This window comes from Mesorhizobium sp. ISC15, assembly GCF_037162615.1.
Classification (GTDB): Bacteria; Pseudomonadota; Alphaproteobacteria; order Rhizobiales; family Rhizobiaceae; genus Mesorhizobium; species Mesorhizobium mediterraneum.
In genome coordinates, this window is record NZ_JAVSPX010000001.1 from 6,116,341 (window position 1) to 6,132,714 (window position 16,374).

The following is a 16,374-nucleotide window of genomic DNA, read 5'->3' on the forward strand; positions in this document are numbered from 1 at the left end:
GATCTTTCTTTTTCCGATGTCCGGCGATTTCGTCGGCCCGCTCGATGGCCATAACCTCAAGGTCTCGGCCAACGGCCCGACCCCGCGCTGATCTTTCGCGCCAGAGGTCTCGCATGTCCCAGCCTTTCTCCGCCGCGCCGCGAATCGCAGCCTTGTTCGCCAAGGTCGGACCGGCCTTGTTGTCGGTCGGCACGCTGGTTTTGGTTTGGGAGCTCTATGCGCGCATCTCGGGCATCTCGCCCACGACGTTGCCCGCGCCGTCACGAGTCCTCTTCCAGGCCATCCTGCAGCGCCAGGCGCTGTTCGACAACACCGTGCCGACGATCAGCGCCACATTGGCGGGTTTCGCGTGCTCGCTGGCCGTTGCCTTCATCCTTTCGGTGCTGATCGACTTCTTCAAGCCGCTGCGCCTCGCCCTGTTCCCGGTGTTCGTCATCAGCCAGACCCTGCCGCTGGTGGCGATCGCCCCCCTGGTCGTTCTTTGGTTCGGCTTCGGGCTGACGCCGAAGATCATGCTGGTCGCGCTCGTGACCTTCTTTCCCATGCTGGTCGCGCTGGTGCAGGGTTATGAATCGACGGATCGGGACATCTCGGCGCTTCTGAGTTCGATGGGCGCTTCCCGCATGCGCATTTTCCTGCTGGCCCGCCTGCCCTCCTCGCTGCCCTATTTCTTCGCCGGGCTGCGCATCTCGATCACCTATGCCGTGGTCGGCGCCATCTTCGCGGAATATGCCGGCGCGGCCAAAGGGCTCGGCATCTACATGCTCAACGCCAAGAACAATTTCCGGCCCGATCTCGTGCTCGCGGCGGTGCTGGTCAGCGCCTTGCTCACGCTGGCCCTGTTTGCCGCCACGGTGCTGATCCAGCGCGCCGCCATGCCATGGGAGCGGCTCGATGCCGCACGAAAACCATGAGCAGGCGGCTGGAACTGCGCCAAGTCAGCAAGAGTCTTGGCGATATCGACGTGCTTGCCGGCATCACCCTGCACGTCGAGCCGGGCGAATTCGTTTCAATCCTCGGCCCCTCCGGAGCCGGCAAATCCACGATCTTCAGGTTGCTGACGGGCGATCTCGATGACTACGGCGGCGATGTCGACTTCGACGGCCGGCCACTGGCCGAAGCGCGACGACCGTTTGCCTTCATGCCGCAGCGCGATGCCCTGATGCCTTGGCGCACGGTTATCGACAACACCGCGCTCGGTCTTGAAGTGCAGGGCATGTCCCGCAAGGCGGCCCGCAGCAAAGTAGCACCGCTCTTCGGGGAATTCGGCCTTGCCGGCTTCGAGCATAAGTATCCCGCACAGCTCTCGGGCGGAATGCGCCAGCGCGCTGCGCTGCTGCGCACCGTCGTGCAGGACCGCGCCATGCTGTTGCTCGACGAACCGTTCGGCGCACTCGACGCCCTCACGCGCACCGGCATGCAGCGCTGGCTTCAGACGATGTGGGACCGGCACCGCTGGACCGTCGTGCTGATCACCCACGATGTCCGCGAGGCGGTCTTCCTGTCCGATCGCATTTATGTGTTGAGCGGCCGCCCTGCCCGCGTGCTGCGCGAAATCGCCATACCTCTTCCGCACCCGCGCAAAGGTCTTGCCTCGGCGGAAGCCACCGCCATCGAAGCCGACATCCTCGATACCCTTCTCGATCCACAGCTCGCCCAAAGGACATGACCATGCTTTCCAGACGCCTCTTCATCGCTGTCGCATTAATCGCCGGGCTCGGACCCGTCACGCCCGTCTTCGCCCAGCAGACTGTCACCGTCGCTCTCGACTGGACGCCGAACACAAACCATGTCGGACTCTATGTCGCCCGGGCGAAAGGCTTCTACGCTGAGGCCGGGCTCGACGTGCAGATCCTGCCCTACGTCGACACTGCGGCCGGTACGCTGATCGCCAACCGCGTGGCCGATTTCGGTATACTGGGATCCATAGGATTGTTCACCCAACGCACGGCCGGCGCCGACCTCGTCGCCACCTACGCCATCATGCAGACGGAAACCGGCAGGCTGGCCTTCAATGCGGACCGCGCCGATATACAATCCCCCAGGGACCTGGACGGCCTGACCTATGGTGGTTTCGGCAGCGCCTGGGAGAATGCGCTGATCGGCACCATCATCCGTCATGACGGAGGCGAGGGCAAATTCGAAACGGTGACGCTGGGCACCTCTGCCTATGAGGCCTTGGCCAATGGCGCAGTCGATTTTACGCTCGAAGTCTACACTTGGGAGGGGATCAAAGCGGAGCTTGACGGCAAGGCCCAGCGCGCCTTCCGCTACGCGGATTTCGGCGTGCCCGACCAACACACCAATTTCATTGGCTCGAGCCGCGCCTACCTCGAGAAAAACAAGGACACGGCAACCGCGTTCATCGCCGCGACTAGGCGCGGCTACGCGTTCGCCGTCGAACATCCGAAAGAAGCGGCTGACATGCTGATCGGAGCAAACAGCGACGTGCTGACCAACCGTCCGTTGATCGAGGCATCACTGAAGGCGCTGGTCGACGGCCACTATCTACAAAGCCCCGCCGGGGCGATCGGCACGATCGATCCCGCAAAGATGGAGGCTATCGGCGACTACCTGTTCAAGGCCGAAATCCTGCGCGACGGCGATGGAAACCCGGTCAGCGAACGACCCGATTTCGCGGCCTATTACAGCAACGCCTATCTGGCCGACCAAAAATGAGCCCGCCGCGGCGCATGCATCTCAATGCCGTGATCTTCGGCCTCGGCAGTCACGAGGCCGGTTGGCGCATGCCCGAAAGCGACCCGCTTGCCTCGACCAGCCTGGCCTACTGGGTCGATATCGCCCGGCGCGCGGAGGCTGCCGATTTCGACGCTCTGTTCCTCGGCGATGTGCTGGCCTTGCAGGGTGGTGCCGATCGGCATCTTTCCGACGCGATGGATCCGCTGCTGATCCTATCGGCGATCGCTGCCGTCACCAGCAGGATCGGACTGATCGGGACTGCATCGACCAGCTTCGATCACCCTTTCCACCTCGCCCGGCGCTTCGCCTCTCTCGACCACATCAGCAAAGGCCGTGCGGGCTGGAACATCGTCACCTCGTCCAACGTGCTCGAGGCCCGTAACTTCGGACTGGACGCCATGCCGGAGCATGACGAGCGCTATGCCCGCGCAGCCGACGTGGTCGACGCAGCCATAGCGCTCTGGCAAAGTTGGGCTCCCGATGCGCGGACGCCGGACAAGGCCGCCGGGCGATACTTCGATCCTGACAAGGTCCGGCCCGTCGATCACGCCGGTCCGTTCGTGCGCACCGCGGGCCCGCTCAACGTGCCGCGATCGCCCCAAGGTCGGCCGCTCCTGGCGCAGGCCGGCTCGTCGGAAGCTGGCCGCGCCTTCGCCGCCCGTTACGCCGACATCGTGTTCACCGTCCAGGCGACGCTGACGGAAGCGCAGGACTTCTATCGCGACATCAAATCACGAGCGGCCGCCGTCGGGCGCGATCCAGACACGGTCCTGGTCTTTCCGGGAATCGTTCCGATCGTCGCTCATACCAGGCAAGCAGCCGAAGAGCGGCTGGCCGCGCTGAATGGCTTTACCGTGACCGGCCATGTCCTTGCCAAGCTCGGCGAATTCCTCGGCGAGGATCTAGCCGATGCCGAGCTCGACGCGCCGCTACCGCCCCTGTCGAGCGCACGGCCGAACCAGTCCAGCCAGAGCCGGGTCGGCGTGCTGGTCGGAATCGCAAGGCGGGACAGGCTGACACTAGGCCAGTTGCTCATGCGCCTCGCAGCTGGCCGCGGTCATCTGCTCGCCGTCGGAAATGGCCGCGACATCGCCGACACGATGCAGCAATGGTTCGCGGGCCGAGCGGCCGACGGCTTCAATGTCATGGCGCCCGTCATGCCCGCCGACCTGCAAAGCTTCGTCGACGAGGTAATGCCTTTGCTGGAGCGTTCGGATGTTTTCGGCGCCGGGCGCACTCTTCGCCAGCGATACGGTCTTCCGACGCTTTAGGGTCCAGAGTCCAGATCCAATCCCGTTCGTCCGATCAGAGCGCCGTAAGCCGCCAGGCGCTGCTTTGCTGCGCGGACAGGTCATCACCGTCCCGCCCTTTCGAGCATGCCGGAATTGACACCCTCGCACAGGCATGCTCCTGGCAATCCAGACCTTCGAACAGAAAAAGCGTCCCAATGCTTCGTAGATTTTTCTCCTACTACCGCCCCTGGAAGGGTCTGTTCATCCTGGATTTCTGCTGTGCGGTTCTGTCTGGCATGCTGGAACTTGGGTTCCCGATGGCAGTCAAGGTGTTCGTGGACGACCTGCTGCCGACGCAGCAATTGCTGCTGATCCTTGCTGCGTCGGCCGGCCTGCTTGCCATCTATGTGCTGAACACCGGACTGATGGCGGTCGTGGTTTACTGGGGTCATATGCTCGGCATCAACATCGAGACCGAGATGCGTCGGAAGAGCTTCGATCACCTGCAGAAGCTCTCGTTCCGCTTCTATGACAACCACAAGACCGGCCACCTCATCGCCCGCGTCACCAAGGACCTGGAGGAAATCGGCGAGGTCGCCCATCATGGTCCCGAAGACCTGTTCATCGCGATCATGACCTTCCTCGGCGCCTTCGCACTGATGTTCCTGGTCAATCCGCAGCTTGCATTGATCACAGCGGCAATTGTGCCGCTGGTCGCCTGGGTGACAAGCCGCTATGGCGCGCGCATGACGCGCAACTGGCAGGCGCTTTACGGGCGGGTCGGCGATTTCAATGTTCGCATCGAGGAGAATGTCGGCGGCATGCGGGTGGTGCAGGCGTTCGCCAATGAGGACCACGAACGCAATCTTTTCGCGCGCGACAACGCCAGCTACCGCAAGACCAAGCTCGATGCTTATCGCATCATGGCCGCCAGCACGTCGCTGAGCTACATGAGCATGCGGTTGATCCAACTGGTGGTAATGATCGCCGGAAGCTACCTCGTGCTGCGTGGCGAACTTTCCAGTGGCGGCTTCGTTGGCTTCCTGCTCCTGGTCAATGTGTTCTTCCGGCCGATCGACAAGATCAATTCGGTGATCGAAACCTATCCGAAAGGCATCGCCGGATTTCGCCGCTATGCGGCTCTCCTCGATACTGAGCCTGACATTGCGGATCGGCCTGGCGCAGTTGATGCACCGACGCTCAAAGGTGACATCAGCTACCGGGATGTCACCTTCGGCTATAGCGGCGAACGGCCGGTTTTGAAGAACATCGATCTTGACATAACAGCAGGACAGACCATCGCCTTCGTCGGGCCGTCAGGCGCCGGCAAGACGACCCTGTGCTCACTACTGCCGCGTTTTTACGAGGTCGACAGCGGCGCCATCACAATCGACGGTTTGGATATCCGCGACATGACGCTGGCCTCGTTGCGCGGCCAGATCGGCATCGTGCAGCAGGACGTGTTCCTGTTTGGCGGCACGATCCGCGAGAACATCGCCTATGGCCGGCTGGACGCGGTCGAAAGCGAGATCGTCGAGGCCGCGCGCCGCGCGCGCCTCCACGAACTCATCGCTTCCCTGCCGGAAGGCCTCGATACGATCATTGGCGAGCGTGGCGTAAAACTGTCGGGCGGTCAGAAGCAGCGCCTGGCGATCGCGCGTATGTTCCTGAAAAACCCGACAATCCTCATCCTGGACGAGGCGACGTCGGCACTCGACACGCAGACCGAGCGGGAGATCCAGCAGTCGCTGGCAGAGCTTGCGCAGGGCCGAACGACACTGGTGATCGCGCATCGGCTGGCGACGATCCGCAATGCCGATCGCATCGTGGTGGTCGCCGAAACGGGCATCGTCGAACAAGGTCCGCATGATGAACTGGTCGCGCGTGGCGGTGCCTACTCACGGCTGGGCGCGGCTCCGGACTGACGTGATGGCTTTGTGTCGCGCCTTGGCCCCGGTTCCGCCTCGGGTTGGTCGTTCAATCGTTTCTTGAGGATGTCAATGAGGCTGATGGTGACCGCGATCACCGCAGGGCCGAGGACGAGCCCGGATGCTCCAAAGAGGACAATGCCACCGACCGCGCCGATAAAGGTCACCACCGTGTGGAGCCGCAGCCGGCTCCCGACAAGCATCGGATAGAGCAGATTGTCGATGCCGGCGACGATGACGCCACCCCAGATGGTCAGTAACGCCGCGCTCGCCCATGCTCCTTCCAGCGCGAGATAGATCGCTGCCGGCACCCAGATCACGAATGCGCCGAGCACTGGCACGATGGCGAGAAGTCCCATTACCAGGCCCCAGAAGACCGGCGTGGGCAGGCCGAGCCACCAGAACATCAGGCCGCCCAGCGTTCCCTGCACAGCGGCGATAAGCACTGTGCCTATCAGGATCGCATGTACCGTCTCGGCAAGGCGGGACAGCATGTATGCCGTCTCCGGCGCGCGCAGGGGCGAGAGACCCTCGATCCCGCGCAGAGCGGGTTCGCGGTCCCGCAGAAAATAGAACAGCAGATAGAATGTCAGCACGAACATCACGGCCTGATTGATCGAGCCGCGCAACAGCGATGTGCTTTGTCCCGTCAGCCATTGCACAAATGCGGCGACCGTGCCGGCCGGATCGAGTTGATTCTCAATCCACTGGGCAATGGCCGAAAGCCTGGGATAGTCCGACATGAAGGCATCTGCGTTCCAACCCCGGATGACCTCCTCTAGGTAGGTAGCGCCGTTTACCGCCTCGCGAACAAGCTGCTGTGCAACGAAGATGAGCGGCAGGCCGACGGCAACCGCCGCGACGCTCACCGATACCAGTGCAGCCAGGTTTTGATTCCTGAGCCTTTCCCCGACCCGCCGATGAGCCGGATACAGGATGATTGCCAACACCAGCGCCCAGGTCAATGCGGGCAAAAAAGGCAACGCCAAGAGATAGCAGACATACAGACCGATCGCCGTCGCAGATACGATGCCGAGCAATCTCATCTGTTTCATATCGGGCATTTGTTTCAGGTCGGGCATCTCTCGCCGTCTCGCAAACCAGCCGAGCCTAGTGGATTTCCTGACAAAATGGCAGCTTCCGTTGCCGCACCTACGTCGCTGTCGAGTGTGACGAAAATGGCCCGGCCATTTTCTCGCTCTTCGAGCTCATTATGCTGATTGGGCGCCCGTGCGCGCTGGCTTCACAGGACCAATAGAAAAAAGGCCGGACTGTAAAAGTCCGGCCAAGCATGAAGGTTTAAAACCTCCAGAGGGGAACGCGCCGGACGCAATGGGAGGAAAACATCCGACGCAATCGGTATATGGGTCGGCACAGGTGACGTTTCAACGACATACTGTGGGCCACGTCAGCCGCTGCATAGAGCCACCAGCGCCGATTAAAAGTGCTCACGGCCCGCGTATCAGTTTTAGCGTGACAGCCATAACGGTTGGCAACTTTTTGCGCTATATGGCAGTTATCCGCCAGCCTCTGGACATAGCCGTGAAGGCTGAAGCCGTGATCGGTGTTCGCCATTGGAAGGCTTGATTGGGCTCGGCGAGGATGGCGCTAAACTTGGAAGATATTGCCTGCCGTCCGGCATTTCATCGGTCTGTTCGGGCTCAGTCGCAGATGCTGCTCCAGACCTACGAAGCCAACCCGCGGCTCGCTTCCGTGTTCGCTACGCAGCAGCGCTGGCTGATGGCTCACATCGGTCTTGCCTTGCACTTCAGACGGCAACCACATGACGATCGCACCGGACTGACGACCACACGTTTCATCGACATGATACACCGCTGTTCGGTGGCCAGCCGCAACACCGCCGACGCTTTCATAAAGGAGATGCTGCACTACAATTTCATTCGTGATCTGTCGACGAATAGAGACAGAAGGGTCCGCCCCCTGCAGCCGGCTGCGACCACTCTGGAAACGCTCGCCGGATGGGTCTTTGCCCATCTGAGAACGCTGGACAGTCTCGACGGCGGAAGTCGACTGACCACATTCGCCGCGAGACCGGACGCGCTTGCCAGATTGCAGCCGCTGGTGGCGGATGGCCTGCTTTCGTCCCACGCCGTGCGCGAGCCGAAACAGAACCTTTCCCTGTTCACCTGACTTAACAATGGCGGCGTCGTCATGGATTGGCTGATGTCCGGCGTCGATCCCGACCATGCCGGCCTCGACCGAATTCCGACCGGCATTGTCTCGATCGGAGACTTCGCAAACTGGCTCAAGCTTTCCCGCACCCATCTTTCACGCAAATTGCGCGACGCCGAAAACCTCGGCAGCATCGGCTGGCTGGGTCAGCGGGGCCATTCGGTCATGTGGGTGTCGAACCATTTCTATCAGGAATACATGACCGCACAGGCCGTGAAGCTCGCGATCATCGATGCGGCCTTCCAGAATTGCTTTCACAATCCAGGAACCCCGGAATAGAGAGCAACATGGCGATCGTGGCGGCCATTGCGACCGCCACGATCGGAGTTCTCAGTCGATGTCGAAGGATACGCCTTGGGCCAGCGGCAGCGCCTTGGAATAGTTCACCGTGTTGGTGGCGCGCCGCATATAGGCCTTCCAGGCATCGGAGCCGGATTCACGGCCGCCGCCGGTCTCCTTCTCGCCACCGAAGGCACCACCGATCTCGGCCCCCGATGTGCCAATATTGACGTTGGCGATACCGCAGTCGGACCCGTCGACGCCGAGGAAGCGCTCGGATTCCTGCAAGTCGCGGGTGAAGATCGACGACGACAGCCCCGCGCCGACTGCATTGTGCTCGTCGAGCACGGCGTCGAAGTCCGAATATTTCATCACATAGAGGATTGGCGCGAAGGTTTCTTCGGTAACCGGTGAGACCTGCTTGGGCATCTCGACCAGCGCCGGATGCACGTAATAGGCGTCGGGATGGCCGTTCTCCACCCGCGTGCCGCCGGTCACCTTGCCGCCGTGCGAAGCCGCCTCCTGCAATGCCTTCTGCATGGCATCATATGCTGCCTTGTCGATCAACGGTCCGACCAGCGCTGATGTCTCCAGCGGATTGCCGACCGAGACGCTTTCATAGGCCTTCTTCAGGCGCGGAACCAAGGCATCATAGACGCTGTCATGCACGAACAGGCGCCGTAGCGTCGTGCAGCGCTGGCCGGCCGTGCCCATGGCGCCGAAGGCGATGGCGCGCAAGGCCATGTCGAGATCGGCCGTCGGGCAGACGATGCCGGCATTGTTGCCGCCGAGCTCCAGCACGGCGCGGGCAAAGCGCTTCGCCAGCCGCGGACCGACATCCCTGCCCATGCGGGTCGAGCCGGTGGCCGAAACCAGCGGCACCTTGGGATGATCGACCAGGATTTCGCCGACGGCGCGGTCGCCGATCAGCACCGACGTCAGGCCTTCCGGAGCATCGCCGAAACGTTCTGCCGCACGCTTGAAGATCGCCTCGCAGGCGAGCGCCGTCAGCGGCGTCTTTTCCGACGGCTTCCACACCACCGCGTCGCCGCAGACCAGCGCCAGTGCCGCGTTCCACGACCACACCGCGACCGGGAAATTGAAAGCGGAGATGACGCCGACGACACCCAGCGGATGCCAGGTTTCCATCATGCGATGGCCGGGCCGCTCGGTGGCGATGGTCAGGCCGTACAATTGCCGGGAGAGGCCGACGGCGAAATCGCAGATGTCGATCATCTCCTGCACTTCGCCGAGCCCTTCGGACGGGATCTTGCCGACCTCGATCGACACCAGCCGGCCAAGCTCGGCCTTATGTGAGCGCAGTTCCTCGCCGAGCAGCCGCACCAGCTCGCCGCGCTTCGGCCCCGGCACCAGGCGCCACGCCTGGAAGGCCATATGGGCCTTGTCGATGGTCTTTGCCGCATCGGCCGGCGAGATCGTCTTCAGCGCGGCAATCTGCTCGCCCGTGACCGGGCTGCGCACGATTAGATCACCGCCCGAAAGCGCGGCCTCGGCAACACCCAGTTTCGCCAGTAGCCCGGCTGTTTCCTTCGCAATCGTCATTCTCTGTCCCTTTCAGATGCCGTCGCTCATGTGGCGTCGGTTAAAGCCTTGTGCCATGCCGTCCCTGTGCCGATCGGCACATCAGGCGCTGTCAAGGCGTGGCATTACTCGTTTCAGGGAAAAATCTCCACCCCGGCATGGTCTAAGCCAAGGTCGGACCGTTGAACCAGCGAGTCGTTCAGCGCGCTGTCTGCGCGGTTCCCCGCGCGGCGCCTTCCTTCATCAACTGGTCGATATGCATGCGGATATGCGCGGCCTCGGCTGCCGTGTTGGCAAGCGCGATGGCACGGTCGAAGGCGATGCGCGCCTCCTCGCCACGACCAAGCTGCATCAGCAGGCCGCCCTTGAGGCCGAAGAAATGGAAATAGCCGGAAAGCCTCTGTTCCAGCGGCTCGATCATGGCAAGTGCCGCTTCCGGCCCGCGCACCTTGGCGACCGCGACGGCGCGATTGAGCGTCACCACCGGCGACGGCTGCATCTGTTCAAGCAGGCTATAGAGCAGGTCGATCTCGTTCCAGTCCGTATCCTCTGGCCTTGCCGCCCGCGCATGCAGGGCAGCGATCGCCGCCTGCACCTGGTAGGGACCGGGCTTCTGGTGGCGCAATGCCTTGTCGACCAGCGCTAGCCCCTCGTCGATCATCTTGCGGCTCCACAGGCTGCGGTCCTGGTCCTCGAGCAGCACGATCTCGCCGCTCTCGTCGAAGCGCGCCGGCGCACGCGCATGCTGGAGCAGCAGCAGCGCCGTCAGGCCCATGATCTCCGGCTCGGTCTGGAACAGCCGCAGCAGCAGCCTGGCCAGCCGGATCGCCTCTTCGCAAAGCGGGGCGCGGGCGGGAGCCTCACCGCTGTTGGTCGAATAGCCTTCGTTGAAGATCAGATAGACCATGGCGGCGACGGCGGCGAGCCGTTCCGAGCGCTCGACCGCACCGGGCGTCTCGAATGGCACGCCGGCATCCGCAATACGCGCCTTGGCGCGGGTGATGCGCTGCTCCATGGCGCTTTCGCCGACGAGGAAGGCGCGGGCGATCTGCTTGACGCTCAGGCCGGAGACGATGCGCAATGCCACAGCGATCTGCTGCGTCGCCGGCAGGTCGGGATGACAGCAGATGAACAGCAACCGCAAGATGTCGTCGCGGTAATGCGCGCCGTCGAGCCGTTCGGCGATGTCGGTCTCGGCATCCTCCAGATCGGAGATCTGGTCTTCCTCCGGCAGCGGCGCCTGCTTGGCGCGCTTGCGCACCGCGTCGATGCCGCTGTTGCGGCCGACGAAGATCAGCCAGGCTGCCGGATCGCGCGGCGGGCCGTTTGTCGGCCAGTTCTTCAGAGCTCGCAGGCAAGCGTCCTGGAAGGCTTCCTCCGCCGCATCGAGATCGCGGAAGTAGCGCAGCAGCGCGCCCATCGCCTGGGGGCGGGCGGTGCTGATCGCCGTGCTGATCCAGGTAAGGTCGGTCATGCGGAAACCTTGGCGGGATTGAAGAGCGAAACCGGCCGTATCTCGTAAGAGCCGCCGCTCGGGTTGACCTCGGAAAGCTCGCGCGCAAAGTCGACGGCCTCGTCGAGATCGGCGCATTCGAGCGTGTAGAAGCCGAGGAATTGTTCCTTGGTTTCGGCAAACGGGCCGTCGATGACGACCGCTTCGCCCTTGACCTTCCTCAGCGTTGTCGCAGCGGTCGTCGGCAGCAGCCGCGCCACCGGGCCAAGCCGGCCCGCCTGAGCGTATTTTTCCTGCACGCCCAGGAGTTTTTCCATGACAGCGTCATCTTGTTCCTTGCTCCAGGAGCAGACGACGTCTTCGGAGGCATAGCAGAGGATCGCGTAGAGCATGGGTGGTCCTTTTCTCTGTCAAAGGACGAAACACTAGGACCTATCCCGACATGACGTCGACAAAAAATTACGTCCTGCACGGATCACGAAACTGCGGCTGCTCTGTCCGGTTCAGCTTTCCTGCGCCTTCAGCCATCTCAGTACGAGAGCCTCTTCGTCATCGAGACCGGGTATCGATCGTTTCCGCTTGTTCGCATCCGCTATTTCGCTGAGCAGCCGTCCTTCGGACCAGGCATCGAAAACTTGCGGGTGGATATAGCATCTGCGGCAGATGGCGCGCGTGTTGCCCAGCCGCTCGGCGACCTTGTCGATGAGGCCGTTCATCACCCGCTTCTGTTGTGCCTGGCTTTCGGGTCGTTCGGTTTGCGCAAACAGCGACGCAGCATGGATGGTGCCGCCCCAGGTTCGGAAATGCTTGGAGCTGAAATCGGCCCCTGCCATCTCCCTGATGTAGCGGTTGACGTCGTCGGAGCGGATCGGTCGCCTGCTTCCGTCCTCGTCTAGATACTGGAACAGCTTCTGGCCCGGCAGATCCTGCGCCCCGCGCACGATCCTGGCGATCCGGCGATCGGCGAGCTTTAGCTTCCATTCCTTGCCGGACTTGCCTTTGAAAGCGAAACGCAGGCTCGAGCCATTGATGTCGACATGACGGTCGCGCAGCGTGGTCAGCCCAAAGCTGTTGTTGTCGCGAGCGTAGGCGGAATTGCCGACGCGGATCATCGTATTGTCGAGCAGCCAGACCACAGCGGCGACAACCCGCTCCAGCGGCAGTCCGTGACGGCGCAGATCGGCATCGATCTGGCGTCGCAGCTCGGGCAGGATTTCTGCAAAGGCAACCAGGCTCGAATATTTGACGCCGTCACGCTCCTCCGCCCATAGCGCATGGTAGCGATATTGCTTGCGTCCGCGCTGGTCCCGGCCGGTCGCCTGGATGTGACCGTCAGCAACGGGCGAAATCCACACATCTGTCCACGCCGGTGGAATGGCGAGCGCCTTGATGCGGGCCAAAGTGTCCTCGTCGACGCCCTGCCCGTCAGGCCCTTTGTATGAAAATCCCTTGCCAACCCTCAGACGGCGGATACCGGGCTCGGCGTCAGTGATGTAGGTGAGTGAGGCTCGATCGGCAGAGGCTTGCGACCCATTTGTCGGCGCCCCTGGAGCAACCTTCCTGCTAGCCGACCGGCCAGGCGACGACCCGGATTTGTCCAGCATGTCCTCTCCACGGAATTTCCCGTAGATAAGCGACGGATCGGCCGCTGGTTCCGCCATGGCTTCCACAAAGATACCAGGCTCACCACATCCGCGTTCGAGAAGCAGCCTTCTGCCGATGTTCAAGATCGAGTGTGGCCTCGCTTGCCGTCATGCCTTTTCAAGCACGACCGGAATGACGTCGACTGCTTGCTCGCCGACCTGCCCTCCCGTCGTCTTCAGGACGCCGACGATCGGCGCTACATCCGAATAGTCGCGGCCATGGCCGACGGTGATATGGTCGTTGCTTGCCCGCATGCCGTTGGTCGGATCGAATTCCTGCCATCCGGTGTCGCGCCCACACCACACCTTGACCCAGGCATGCATGGCGTCGGCCCCTTCGAGCCGCGGTTTGCCACGCGGCGGAATGGTGCGCAGGAACCCGCTGACATAACCGGCGGGAATACCGAGGCCGCGTAGGCCGGCGATCATGATGTGCGAAAAATCCTGGCAGACGCCCCGCCTCAGGTCGAAGGCATCGCTCGCCCGGGTCTGCACCGTGGTCGCCTCGCCATCATAGGTGAAATCGCGATGAATGCGGTTGCACAGGTCCACCGCAGTGCTGACAGCCGAGCTGCCGGCACTGCCGCGCGCGTAGGCCGTGATCGCAGCGTCGATGCCCGCGTGATCGCTGGCGGCCAGGAAATGATGCGGCGATCCGGGCGACAGCGACCGCACCGCGTCGAGTTCCTCACGCAGCCGGCGAATGTCGGGCGACACATCAAGCCCAGGCTCCGGCCGCGAGACGGCGACGCGCGCGCTCATCCTGATGTCGAGCGCATCATGGGCATCGCGAAAGGCGATCGACGTGACATTGTTGCCAAAGAAATCGGAAAAGTCGGAGCGTTCGCTCAGCGCCGGCGCGAAGGACAGCGAAGCGGCGATCACGCGCTGCACGCCCGATATCGTCGGCGGCAGCACGCGCACCTGATGGCGGCCACCGCCCGCCGCCGCATCGTAATCGTAACGCAGATTGAGCCTGATGTCGTAGAGCATGCTCACCCGAAATAGGCTTTGGCGAGGCTGTTGTAGAGGCCGCCGATCTCGGTGGCGAGATCGTCCAGGGCCTTGGCCGTCATGTCCGAGGGTTCCTTGATGGCGATTGCCGTGTTGAGTTGCAGGATCTCCTTCGCCGCTGGCGACATATGCCCCTCACCGACAGCAGGCAACAGCGCGATTTCGGCCTTCAGCCGCTCGAGCTGGAACAGGATGGAGCGCGGGTTGAGCGGATCGAGCACCAGGAGATCGATCACCGTGCGCCGGCCGGCCTGCACCGGATACTGCCGCCGGTGGGTCATGACGCTGTCGCCGATCTCCAGCATCATGTCGAGCGCGCCATCCGGCGCCGCAGCCCTCGTCAATCGGGCGAGCGTGCGGGCGATCTGGATGCCGCGTTCCAACCGCCGGCCGATCTCCAGGAAGCGCCAGCCGGTGAAGCGGTACATATTCTCATGCAGCAGGCCCGAAAACCCGGCGAGCTTGCGCAGGATGACCGTCATCGCCCGCGTCGCGTCATCGCCCGGCGCCACCGTTGTCGCGAATTGGTGAATGGTCTTCGACAGATCCTTCAGCGCCAGCCAGCCATCGGGCGAGAAGCGGTCGCGGATCTGTCCGGCGCTGTAGACGGCGCTGTCCAGCGTGCCGATCAGCCCCGGCGGGATCGCCGTCGCGACGTCGATGCCGAACGGTTCGAGATAGTCTCTGATATCGGCAAGCAGCGGCATGTCCGGGTCGGAGGCCTCGGCCAGCCGCACGTGATAGGCGCGCAGGATGCGCACCGTGTCTTCCGATCGCTCGATGTAGCGGCCGAGCCATGTCAGGTTTTCCGCCGCGCGGCTGGGCAGGCTCCCCGGCAAGGTGCGGGTGAAGCTGTCGTGCTCCTGCGGCAGCAGCGTCTCGCGCTCCACCGGTCTGTCGCTGACCACCCACACATCCGCCGCCTGGCCGCCGCGCTGCATGGCGATTGCCGTCGGGTCGAGCGAAAAGCCGACACGGGCAAAACCGCCGGGCATCACCGACCAGCCTTCGGGCGTTCGCGCCAGGTAGACGCGCAGGCTTGCCGGCCGCGGCTCCAGCCAGCCGCCGACATAGACCGGCGTGGTCGAAAGCGTCACCGCTTCCTGTCCGACGAAGTCGCCGCCGCCCCGTTCGATCTGGGCTATCAGCTCGGCCCGCTCCCCGGCACCCAGCGCCGAGCCCAGCCTCGTGCAATCGTCATCCTCGAAGGCAAGCCGCGTCGACAGCGCCGGACCGATCACCATGTGGTCGAGGTTAGCCAGCACATGGTCACGGTCCGTGTCCCGGCCGCACCACCATGTCGCGACGCTCGGCAGCAGAAGCTCCTCGTTGCGCAATTCGCGCGAAATCTTCGGCAGGAAGGCGGACATCGCCCGTGTTTCCATCAGCCCGGAGCCGAGCGCATTGACGGCCGAAACGGCTCCCCGGCGGATCGCCTCGACCAGCCCTGGCGTGCCGATCTGCGACTCCGGCCGCAACTCCAGCGGATCGGCGAAGGCGGCGTCGAGCCGTCGCCAGAGCACGCTGACCGGCATCAGCCCCGAAACGGTGCGTACCATGAGCCGGCCGCCGGAGACGGTCAGATCCTCGCCTTCGAGCAGCATGATGCCGAGATAGCGGGCGATATAGGCATGTTCGTAATAGGTTTCGTTGAGCGGCCCCGGCGTCAGGATGGCGACACGGCCGCCTGATACCTTGGCCATGCCGTTCAGCGCGTCGCGAAAGCGGCGGAAGAAGCCGGCAAGACGGTGCACATGCATCTCGCCATAGATGTCGGACAGCGCGCGCGTGGTGGCGACGCGGTTTTCCAGCGCAAAGCCGGCGCCCGACGGCGCCTGCGTGCGGTCGCCGAGCACCCACCAGCGGCCGTCCGGTCCACGGCCGAGCTCGAAGGCGCAGAAGTGCAGGAAATGGCCGCTGGCCGGCCTGGTGCCGACGACCGGCCGCAAATATTCCGGGCTGGCGGCGATCAGCCCCGCCGGCAAAATGCCTTTCTCGACCAGCCGGTTCGGCCCATAGATGTCGGCGATCGTTTCCTCGAACAGCTCCGCCCGTTGAACCAGGCCGGCACTGATCGCAGCCCATTCCTGCTCCTCGATCAGCAGGGGCACATGCGCCAACGGCCATTCGCGCTCATTGGCGCCGGCCTTGTCGTAGACGCGGTAATAGACACCGGCGTCGCGCAGATACTGGTCGGCGCGAGCGAAGCGCTGGGCGAGCTTTTCAGGCCCCAGCTCTTCCAGTGCCTCGATGAAGTCCTTCCAGACCGGACGAGGATTGCCTGATGCGTCGACCATCTCGTCGACGACACCGTCGATCGGCTGGTAGTGCTCCAGCAGGTTATGCGGTCTGCCGCGTATTTTCCTGTGATTCCCCTTTGCCATGGCTGA

12 protein-coding genes and 1 pseudogene are annotated in these 16,374 nt (G+C 63.3%); 6 read left to right on the plus strand and 7 right to left on the minus strand.

Annotated elements, in window-relative coordinates:
* Positions 1 to 113: 113 nt before the first annotated feature.
* The 5 genes from RPG13_RS29575 (at position 114) to RPG13_RS29595 (ending at position 5,857) form a co-directional block, all read left to right on the plus strand.
* Positions 114 to 914 (plus strand): ABC transporter permease, encoded by an 801-nt coding sequence (locus tag RPG13_RS29575; RefSeq protein WP_337126655.1) that lies wholly within the window; start codon positions 114 to 116, stop codon positions 912 to 914.
* Complete coding sequence (locus RPG13_RS29580) at positions 911 to 1,669, plus strand: ABC transporter ATP-binding protein (protein WP_337126656.1); 759 nt, start codon at positions 911 to 913, stop codon at positions 1,667 to 1,669. The genes RPG13_RS29575 and RPG13_RS29580 overlap by 4 nt, the downstream gene beginning before the upstream one ends.
* A complete protein-coding gene (locus RPG13_RS29585; protein WP_337126657.1) occupies positions 1,666 to 2,679 on the plus strand; it encodes an ABC transporter substrate-binding protein in 1,014 nt (337 codons plus the stop codon). Before RPG13_RS29580 ends, RPG13_RS29585 begins: the two co-directional genes overlap by 4 nt.
* Positions 2,676 to 3,971, plus strand: a complete 1,296-nt coding sequence (locus tag RPG13_RS29590; protein ID WP_292500875.1) for an LLM class flavin-dependent oxidoreductase — start codon at positions 2,676 to 2,678, stop codon at positions 3,969 to 3,971. Before RPG13_RS29585 ends, RPG13_RS29590 begins: the two co-directional genes overlap by 4 nt.
* A gap of 176 nt (positions 3,972 to 4,147) precedes the next feature.
* Complete coding sequence (locus tag RPG13_RS29595; RefSeq protein WP_292500873.1) at positions 4,148 to 5,857, plus strand: ABC transporter ATP-binding protein; 1,710 nt, start codon at positions 4,148 to 4,150, stop codon at positions 5,855 to 5,857.
* On the opposite strand, the gene RPG13_RS29600 is transcribed toward RPG13_RS29595, so the two are convergent.
* Positions 5,827 to 6,942: an AI-2E family transporter gene (locus tag RPG13_RS29600; RefSeq protein ID WP_292500870.1), complete on the minus strand. Its 1,116-nt coding sequence runs from the start codon at positions 6,940 to 6,942 to the stop codon at positions 5,827 to 5,829. The genes RPG13_RS29595 and RPG13_RS29600 overlap by 31 nt on opposite strands.
* Before the next feature lie 520 nt (positions 6,943 to 7,462).
* Here RPG13_RS29600 and RPG13_RS29605 point away from each other — a divergent pair.
* Positions 7,463 to 8,332: pseudogene (locus RPG13_RS29605) on the plus strand (hypothetical protein).
* Between the two features lie 51 nt (positions 8,333 to 8,383).
* Here the strand turns inward: RPG13_RS29605 and amaB are convergent.
* The 6 genes from amaB to RPG13_RS29635 all read right to left on the minus strand — a co-directional run bounded on the left by amaB (position 8,384) and on the right by RPG13_RS29635 (position 16,368).
* Positions 8,384 to 9,895, minus strand: a complete 1,512-nt coding sequence (amaB, locus tag RPG13_RS29610) for an L-piperidine-6-carboxylate dehydrogenase (protein ID WP_292220575.1) — start codon at positions 9,893 to 9,895, stop codon at positions 8,384 to 8,386.
* Positions 9,896 to 10,073: 178 nt separating this feature from the next.
* Positions 10,074 to 11,348, minus strand: coding sequence for an RNA polymerase sigma factor (locus RPG13_RS29615; protein ID WP_337126658.1), 1,275 nt, complete (start codon positions 11,346 to 11,348; stop codon positions 10,074 to 10,076).
* Positions 11,345 to 11,719, minus strand: a complete 375-nt coding sequence (locus RPG13_RS29620; RefSeq protein WP_095484111.1) for a YciI family protein — start codon at positions 11,717 to 11,719, stop codon at positions 11,345 to 11,347. Before RPG13_RS29620 ends, RPG13_RS29615 begins: the two co-directional genes overlap by 4 nt.
* Before the next feature lie 111 nt (positions 11,720 to 11,830).
* A complete protein-coding gene (locus tag RPG13_RS29625) occupies positions 11,831 to 12,931 on the minus strand; it encodes a DNA topoisomerase IB (protein WP_292500863.1) in 1,101 nt (366 codons plus the stop codon).
* A gap of 147 nt (positions 12,932 to 13,078) precedes the next feature.
* Positions 13,079 to 13,963, minus strand: coding sequence for a transglutaminase family protein (locus RPG13_RS29630; RefSeq protein ID WP_337126659.1), 885 nt, complete (start codon positions 13,961 to 13,963; stop codon positions 13,079 to 13,081).
* Positions 13,964 to 13,965: 2 nt separating this feature from the next.
* Positions 13,966 to 16,368 (minus strand): circularly permuted type 2 ATP-grasp protein, encoded by a 2,403-nt coding sequence (locus RPG13_RS29635; RefSeq protein ID WP_337126660.1) that lies wholly within the window; start codon positions 16,366 to 16,368, stop codon positions 13,966 to 13,968.
* Positions 16,369 to 16,374: the final 6 nt, after the last annotated feature.

What these genes read in the sequence shown, in the direction of transcription:
- RPG13_RS29575 (WP_337126655.1), top strand. Translation starts at nt 114, where the DNA reads ATGTCCCAGCCTTTCTCCGCCGCGCCGCGAATCGCAGCCTTGTTCGCC.
- RPG13_RS29620 (WP_095484111.1), bottom strand. Translation starts at nt 11,719, where the DNA reads ATGCTCTACGCGATCCTCTGCTATGCCTCCGAAGACGTCGTCTGCTCC.
- RPG13_RS29635 (WP_337126660.1), bottom strand. Translation starts at nt 16,368, where the DNA reads ATGGCAAAGGGGAATCACAGGAAAATACGCGGCAGACCGCATAACCTG.
- RPG13_RS29600 (WP_292500870.1), bottom strand. Translation starts at nt 6,942, where the DNA reads ATGCCCGACCTGAAACAAATGCCCGATATGAAACAGATGAGATTGCTC.
- RPG13_RS29630 (WP_337126659.1), bottom strand. Translation starts at nt 13,963, where the DNA reads ATGCTCTACGACATCAGGCTCAATCTGCGTTACGATTACGATGCGGCG.
- RPG13_RS29590 (WP_292500875.1), top strand. Translation starts at nt 2,676, where the DNA reads ATGAGCCCGCCGCGGCGCATGCATCTCAATGCCGTGATCTTCGGCCTC.
- RPG13_RS29595 (WP_292500873.1), top strand. Translation starts at nt 4,148, where the DNA reads ATGCTTCGTAGATTTTTCTCCTACTACCGCCCCTGGAAGGGTCTGTTC.
- RPG13_RS29615 (WP_337126658.1), bottom strand. Translation starts at nt 11,348, where the DNA reads ATGACCGACCTTACCTGGATCAGCACGGCGATCAGCACCGCCCGCCCC.
- RPG13_RS29585 (WP_337126657.1), top strand. Translation starts at nt 1,666, where the DNA reads ATGACCATGCTTTCCAGACGCCTCTTCATCGCTGTCGCATTAATCGCC.
- amaB (WP_292220575.1), bottom strand. Translation starts at nt 9,895, where the DNA reads ATGACGATTGCGAAGGAAACAGCCGGGCTACTGGCGAAACTGGGTGTT.
- RPG13_RS29580 (WP_337126656.1), top strand. Translation starts at nt 911, where the DNA reads ATGAGCAGGCGGCTGGAACTGCGCCAAGTCAGCAAGAGTCTTGGCGAT.
- RPG13_RS29625 (WP_292500863.1), bottom strand. Translation starts at nt 12,931, where the DNA reads ATGCTGGACAAATCCGGGTCGTCGCCTGGCCGGTCGGCTAGCAGGAAG.